At 69.7% G+C, this 7114-nt stretch carries 6 protein-coding genes; 5 read left to right on the top strand and 1 reads right to left on the bottom strand.

What is annotated here, in order from left to right; all coding sequences use genetic code 11:
* Positions 1-99: 99 nt before the first annotated feature.
* Genes ACWF9G_RS13490 through ACWF9G_RS13475 form a run of 4 tightly spaced genes read left to right on the top strand, consistent with a single transcriptional unit; the run spans position 100 to position 4457 of the window.
* The gene (locus ACWF9G_RS13490; protein WP_452515432.1) at positions 100-984 is read left to right on the top strand and encodes a hypothetical protein; all 885 of its coding nucleotides are present in this window, start codon (positions 100-102) and stop codon (positions 982-984) included.
* Positions 981-2171, top strand: coding sequence for a DUF4129 domain-containing protein (locus tag ACWF9G_RS13485; protein WP_452515430.1), 1191 nt, complete (start codon positions 981-983; stop codon positions 2169-2171). The genes ACWF9G_RS13490 and ACWF9G_RS13485 overlap by 4 nt, the downstream gene beginning before the upstream one ends.
* On the top strand, positions 2171-3157 hold the full coding sequence (locus ACWF9G_RS13480) for an AAA family ATPase (RefSeq protein WP_452515429.1): 987 nt from the start codon (positions 2171-2173) through the stop codon (positions 3155-3157). Before ACWF9G_RS13485 ends, ACWF9G_RS13480 begins: the two co-directional genes overlap by 1 nt.
* Before the next feature lie 4 nt (positions 3158-3161).
* A complete protein-coding gene (locus ACWF9G_RS13475) occupies positions 3162-4457 on the top strand; it encodes a DUF58 domain-containing protein (RefSeq protein WP_452515427.1) in 1296 nt (431 codons plus the stop codon).
* A gap of 91 nt (positions 4458-4548) precedes the next feature.
* Here the strand turns inward: ACWF9G_RS13475 and ACWF9G_RS13470 are convergent, their stop codons facing one another.
* On the bottom strand, positions 4549-5295 hold the full coding sequence (locus ACWF9G_RS13470; RefSeq protein WP_452515425.1) for an RDD family protein: 747 nt from the start codon (positions 5293-5295) through the stop codon (positions 4549-4551).
* 18 nt (positions 5296-5313) lie between these two features.
* Here ACWF9G_RS13470 and ACWF9G_RS13465 point away from each other — a divergent pair, with 18 nt between their 5' ends.
* Positions 5314-6348: a stage II sporulation protein M gene (locus tag ACWF9G_RS13465; protein ID WP_452515424.1), complete on the top strand. Its 1035-nt coding sequence runs from the start codon at positions 5314-5316 to the stop codon at positions 6346-6348.
* The last annotated feature ends 766 nt before the right edge of the window (positions 6349-7114 follow it).

The raw sequence follows: 7114 nt of genomic DNA, 5'->3' as shown, positions 1-7114 counted from the left end.
GGCGACGAAGGAGCAAGCAACTGCCGCTGATCGGCGGGACACAAGGGGCCGCGACCTCGAGCGCGCCAGCGCTCCAACAACACAGCTAGACTCGGCCGCGTGCGTCCCGCCGTCGACACGGTCGGCGCCGTCGGGGTGGGAACCGATCCGGCTCGAGCGCCTGCGCCGACGCCGTCAATTCCGCCGACGGTTCCGATCAGGCCCCTGCGTTTCCGCGAATTGCTCGACGAGCCGTTCGCCCTGATCCAGGCCCATATCCGGGCCTTCGCGGCGCTCGGTGGCGCCGCGCTGGTGCTGACGCTGCTCGGCGTGCTCGGCGTCACCGGATTGGTCTCGCACCTGACCGACGGCTCCGACGACGGCACCGCGTGGGCCGCGATCCTGGCGACCGCGGCCGGGGTGTGGCTGCTGCGGCTCGTGCTGCGTGGCACGACCGTCGCCATCGCGCTCGCCGACTTCGGCGGAGTCCGCTGCGGCGCGCGCGCCGGGTTGCGGGCTGCCGGGCGACGGGCGGGACCGCTGGTTCTCGCGCAGATCATGTTCACGCTCACCGGAATCGGGGTGCTGCTGGTCGGCAGCCTGCTGATCGTCACCTATCCCCTGGCGTTGATCTGGCTGTCGTATGTGCGGGCGCGCCGGTTCGTCGTCGAACCGGCGATCCTCGGTGAGCAGGCGGGTTACGGTCTCGCCGTTGCCCGCTCGAAGGAGCTGGTGCAGGGCGCGGACTGGTCCGTCGCGGGTCTGTGGCTCACCCAGCGAGTCATCTTCGCGGTACTCGCGGTGCCCGCGTTCGGCATTCCCTTCTTCCTGTCCGACTTCTCCGGCACGCACCGCTGGGCCTTCATCACGCTGCTGGTCGGCGGGCTGCTGCTGGTGGTGACGGTCGGCGAGATCGTCGAGGCCGTCAGCCGCGTCCTCTGTTACATCGACCGCCGGTGCGCACGCGAGGGCATGGACATCCGGATACCAGGTGAGAACCGGTGACCGACAACAACTTTTCCCGCCCCGAACGCGATGCCGGACCGCCGCCGCCCCGCGTCAACGCACCGCACGCCGACGCTCCACCGCAACCCCACCTCGAAGCGCCGCACACCGACAACCCACTGCGGCCACACCTCGAAGTGCCGCACACCAACGACCCGCTGCGGCCACACCTCGAAGCGCCCCAAACCAGCGCCCCACCACAACCGCGCCTAGGCGCCGCCGCCGACCACCGCGCCGCCGCAGAACAGGCCGCGGGCCGCCGCGACTACGACCGCGCACTGCGCGAACGCTTCCGCGCCGTCCTGCGCGCCCTCGAACAGGGCGGCACCCTCCCGGTCCGCCGATCCCGCACCGCGCAGGAGACCGCCGACGACGCGACCACGGCCCTGCCGCTGGAACAGTCCACCGAATTGCACCCGGCGGCACGCAGTTTCGACGAGGTTGTCTACGGCGGCCGCGCCGCGACCGAGGACGAATACCGCAGGCTCGAATACGCCGACCGGTACTCGCAGTCGGCGCCCCCACCGGTCGACGAGCCGGTCGAACTCGAGATCGTCGAACGGGAACCCAAGCGCCGCAGGCAACTTCCGCCGCTGCCAGGGCTGCTCCGCAATCCCCGCTTCTGGGCGGCGCTGGCCGCCGGACTGGTACTGGCCCTGCTCCTGTACGCCACCTTGCAGTCGTGCGGTGCGCCCGACGCGCCAGACCCGCCCGCACCGCCGGACCCGCCCGATCGACCAGAGGACGACTTCGACCCCGATTTCGGCGAGGGCAAGGACTCGATCTTCACCCGGCTCCCCGGCTGGCTGGCCTTCGGCGGCCTGCAGTTCCTGATCGCCTTCGTCGCGCTGATGTGGTGGCGCGGGCGCAGACGCGGCGCGCTCGTCGGCGAACCGCGACCGGTCGAAGTCGCCGCGAACGAACTACTCGCGGGCCAGGCGGGTCTGTACCGTCGCTCCGGCGACGTCGCCCACGTCGCGCAGGCCCTGCGCACGGCGACCCTGCGCCGGATCCGCCCGCGCCTCGGCGCGCGCGAACTCACCGACGATCAGCTCGTCGAAACCGCCGCCACCCGCCTCGGCGTGCCCGCCCAGCAGATCGGCACCGTCCTGTTCGGCCCGGTGCCGGACGAGACGACCCTGTATTACGTCGCCGCACACCTCGAATGGATCGAGACGGAACTCTGATGAACGACAACACTGTCCTGCAGAAAACGCCGAGCGCCGCGGAGGCGGGTGCGGCACTGGCCGCCCTGCGCACCGAGATCGGCAAGGCCGTGGTCGGCAACGATCAGGCCGTGCTGTATCTGGTGCTCGCGCTGCTGTGCCGCGGCCACGTGCTGCTCGAGGGCGTGCCGGGCGTGGCGAAGACGCTGCTGGTCCGCGCGCTGGCCACCTCGCTGGCGCTCGACCACGCCCGGGTGCAGTTCACGCCCGATCTGATGCCCGGCGACATCACCGGTTCGCAGATCTACGACCCGCATTCGGCCGAGTTCACCTTCCGCCACGGCCCGGTGTTCACCAACCTGCTGCTGGCCGACGAGATCAACCGCACCCCGCCCAAGACGCAGTCCTCGCTGCTGGAGTCGATGGAGGAGCGCCAGGTCTCGGTGGACGGTCAGCCCAAGCCGCTGCCCGATCCGTTCGTCGTCGTCGCCACCCAGAATCCGATCGAGCAGGAGGGCACCTACCCGCTGCCGGAGGCCCAGCTCGACCGGTTCCTGTTCAAGGTCGACATCCGGCTGCCCGACCGCGACGACGAGTTCCGCATCCTGCAACGGCACGCGAACGGATTCGATCCGCGTGATCTCGGCGCCGCCGGGCTGCGTCCGGTGGCCGGTCCCGAGCACATCGCCGCCGCCCGCGCCGCGATCGCGCAGGTGACGATGAGTCCCGAGGTCCTCGCCTACATCGTCGACCTGTGCCGCGCCACGCGCAGCTCGCCCGCCGTCGCGCACGGCGCGTCGACCCGTGGCGCGACCGCGCTGCTGGCGGCCGCGCGCGCCTTCGCCTGGCTGAACGGGCGCGCCTACGTGACGCCCGACGACGTGAAGACCGTGGCCGTGGCCGTGCTGCGGCACCGGCTGCAACTGCGGCCGGAGGCCGAGCTGGACGGGGTGAGCACCGAGGGTGTGCTCTCGTCGTTGCTGGTCTCGGTGCCGGTTCCGGTGTAGCGGCGTGGTCGTCACAGGCCGGTTCGCGCTGTTCGCCACGATCGCGGCGGCGCTGGTGATGTTTCTCGCGCCGTCATGGGTCGGCGTGCTCGGCGCGTGTGTCGCGCTGCTGGCGGTCGGGCTGTTCGATGTCGCGCTCACCGCGCGGGCCGACTCGCTCACCCTGACCCGCGACCCGCTGACCGTCGTGCGGCTGGGCCGGAACACCGAGATCGAACTCGTGGTGACCAACACCGGCACGGCGATGGTGCGCGGGATGCTGTGGGACGCCTGGCCCGACAGCGCACGCGCCGATCACCGCACGCATCACCTCGCGCTGGCGCCACGCACCCGGATCCGGTTGCGCACAAGCCTCACCCCCACCTATCGCGGCGACCGGGTCGCGGGCCCGGTGACGGTGCGGCTGCTCGGGCCGCTGGGGCTGGCCGGTCGCCAGACCCGCGTCGACGTTCCGGCCAGGGTGCGGGCACTGCCCGCGTTCCGCAGCGAACGGCTGCTGCGGTCGAAGGTGAAGCGGCTGCATCATCTCGAGGGCCGCAATGTCGCGAACACCCGCGGGCAGGGCACCGAGTTCGATTCGTTCCGCGAGTACGTGGCGGGCGACGACGTCCGCAGCATCGACTGGCGGGCCACCGCCCGTGCCGCCGACGTCCTCGTGCGCACCTGGCGGCCGGAACGCAACCGGCACGTGCTGATGGTGCTCGACACCGGGCGGGCCAGCGCGGGACGGGTCGGCGAAGGCACCCGGCTGGATTCCTCGATCGAAGCGGCCCTGCTGCTCGGTGGGCTGGCCGCGGCCGCGGGCGACACCGTCGACCTGCTGGCCTACGACCGCCGCGTGCGCGCCGAGGCGACCGGCGCGAGCGGACATCAGCTCCCTCTCAAACTTATGCACACCCTCGCCGGCGTGACGCCACAGCTTGTGGATACCGACACGACTGGGCTGGTCCGGACCGTGATCTCCCGGGTGCGCAGGCGTGCGCTCATCGTCTGGTTCACCAGCCTGGACGGGCCGACGGTCACCGAGCATCTGCTCCCCGCGTTGCCGACGCTCACCCGGCGGCACCGGGTGTTGATCGTCTCGGTCACCGACCCGGATATCGCCGCGGCCGCCCGTGACCGGTCTACCGCCGACGCGGTCTACACCGCGGCGGCGGCCGAGACCGTGCTGGCCGAGCGGGCTCTGGTGCAGGAATCACTGCGTCGACGTGGGGTGCAGGTGGTCGCCGCCGCGCCGGACCAGCTGCCGGAGGCTCTGGCCGACGAGTACCTGGAATTGAAGCAGTCGGGTTCCCTGTGAGTGATGGACAGCCGAAGTTGTCCACCGTCACTCACAGTCCATCCACCGCCTCGCCAACATGTTGTGCACAGGGCGAGTTCATCCACAGGGCTCAGCCGCGCGAAAGCTGCTGTCGCCGAGCCAGAACCGCACCGAGGACGTGGTACGGCGGGTACTCCGTCGGCGCCGGGCGGCCCACAGCGGCACACACCGCCGCAACGAGCTGGGTACCGAGGTGGTGCTGCGCGGCCGGTGTCAACGTGCGCAACCTGGTCAGATACTGACGCACCGCCCCGGCCAGCTCGTCGGACATCCCGCTCGGATCGAGCTCGGCGGCCCAGCCGGTCAGCCACGGTGGCGCGACGGCCAGCGCGGGCATCGGCAGGCTCTGCCGGGTGTGCACAACCACGGTCCCGGCGAGCACGTCACCCACCCGCTTGCCGTCGCGTGAGCACAGCGAGCTGATCACCGCGACCGCGCCGAACGCGCCGAGCATCCAGAAATCCACAATCGCGCCTGCCAGCCCGCGGGTGAGCGCGTGCCGGAAGTCGATCGGCCCGGCATCCGCGCGCACGACGCGCAGCCCGAACGCCAGCTTCCCCAGCGAGCGCCCGCGCGAGACGGTTTCGCTGGTCACCGGGTACGCGACAAGCACGGTCACCAGCGTGACCACGGAGGTGACACTCCACCACGCCGAATCGGCCTCGGCCGCGAGCAACAGCATCAGCCCGCCGTAGGCGAGGGTGGCCGCCAGCCCCAGCTGGATGAGCAGGTCGAGCAGAAAGGCGCCCGCACGGCTGGGGATGCGCGCGATCGGGAGTTCGAGCGCCACCGCTTCGCCGGTGGTGAATTCGGCCATGTGGCTAGCATTCCCGATATGGACACCGATGCCTACAGCTGGGCGCATCAACGGTCGTGGTATCGGTTGGATCAGCTGGTCCGCCAGCGCAAACTCTCCGGGGCCGAGACCGACGAACTGGTCCGGCTGTACCGGGCCGCGTCGCAGCAGCTGGCGAAGCTGCAAGGCCACCACCCCGATCCGGAGCTGGTGTCCGGGCTCAGTGCCCTGCTGGCCAGGGCACGGGGACGGGTGCTGGCCGCGCGCTCGCAGCCGTGGCGCGAAGCCGGCCGGTTCTTCACCCGGCACTTCCCCGCGGCGGTGTATCGCGCCTGGCCGTGGTGGGTCGCGGTGACCGCGATCTTCCTCGCCGTGTCCACCGTGATCGCCGTCCTTGTGGACAACTCGGCGGCGACGCGAAAAGCATTGGGGATACCCGAGGGTGACACCTCGATCATCACCGGACCGGGTGGCGCGTTCGAGACCTACTACTCGGAGCACCCCAACGACGCCTTCGCCGCCCAGGTGTGGACACACAACTCGTGGGTGTCGGCGATCGCACTGTTCACCGGTGTGCTGATCCTGCCCGCTGTGTATGCGCTGTTCATGAACGCGCTGAATCTGGGGATAACCGGTGGATTGATGTCCGACGCGGGACGGCTGGAGTCGTTCTTCGGCTTCATCCTGCCGCACGGCACGCTGGAGCTGACGGCACTGTTCGTCGCGGGCGGGGTTGGGCTGAAACTGGGCTGGACGCTGGTGGACCCGGGTCGGCGCAGCAGGGCGTCCGCCGTCGCCCGCCAGGGCAGGGTGACCGCCACGGTGGCGCTCGGCCTGGTCGTTGTTCTGCTGGTGTGCGGTCTGATCGAAGGTTTCGTGACCCCGAGTCCGTTACCGGCCCCGGTGCGCATCGCTGTCGGGTTCGCCGCCGAGACGTTGTTCCTCTTCTACGTTTTCGGCCTCGGCCGCCGGGTGGCCGAGGAGCAGGACGCCACGGCCGCCACGCCCGCGGCCCTGCCGGACCCGGCGGATCGCTGGCTGCCTTCCGCGCAAAAGTCGCTGGACCGGGCCTGAACTCGCAGATGCAAGTGCATTTGCGCAGCAGGCAACTCCGAGCACACCCTCGCCGAGACAGCTCCGGACAATCGGCAGCTACGCGAGGTAACGAGAAGGTTTCGAACTCCCCCATTTGAGTTCCGCTGGCCGCAGCGAGTCGGGCTCGAGCTGCGGCCAGCGTTACCGTCAACTGTACACAATCGTTATGCCCATGCAACCCCCAACGCGCAGGTCCGGCGTACTGATTGCGAACCGGCAAACATCTGTCGATCCACCGATTTTCACCGCCACAGCTAACTTCCGGCGGCTCGCTCGACGGGTCCTCGCCGACACCGGAAATTCACCTGCGGCAAACCTTCGACAACGAGTCACCCGAGCGCCGGCGAGCTCGCGCGGGAATGATCCCGCTGATTGCCCGAAGGTGAACGGGACCCCGCACATAGCCGGTCACCTGCGGATTCGGCAACAGAATTTCGGTTTGCCGAACTTTAAACGCCCTAAAAGAGACTTCAAGTTTGTTTACAACGCTGCAAACAAGATCAGCACCTAGCAATCGGGCCGTAGCACCTGTCACGAGGCCTTCATTGGGCCGAGTTACTGGTTGCGAACCGTCCGCCGAACGGCTCGAAATCGGCAGCGGAACGCCCGGAATACAGCCCGTACCGCGCGGTGTGATCTTCACCTCACCAGCGACTTTCGAGCGCCTGCGACGGGTAGGTCAGCCGATATGGATGACCCAGGTCACAGTGCCTTGCGCCGATCGGGGACCGCCTACGATTGCCGC

The organism is Nocardia sp. NPDC055029, assembly GCF_053608525.1.
This window is presented reverse-complemented; position numbering and strand designations above follow the sequence as displayed.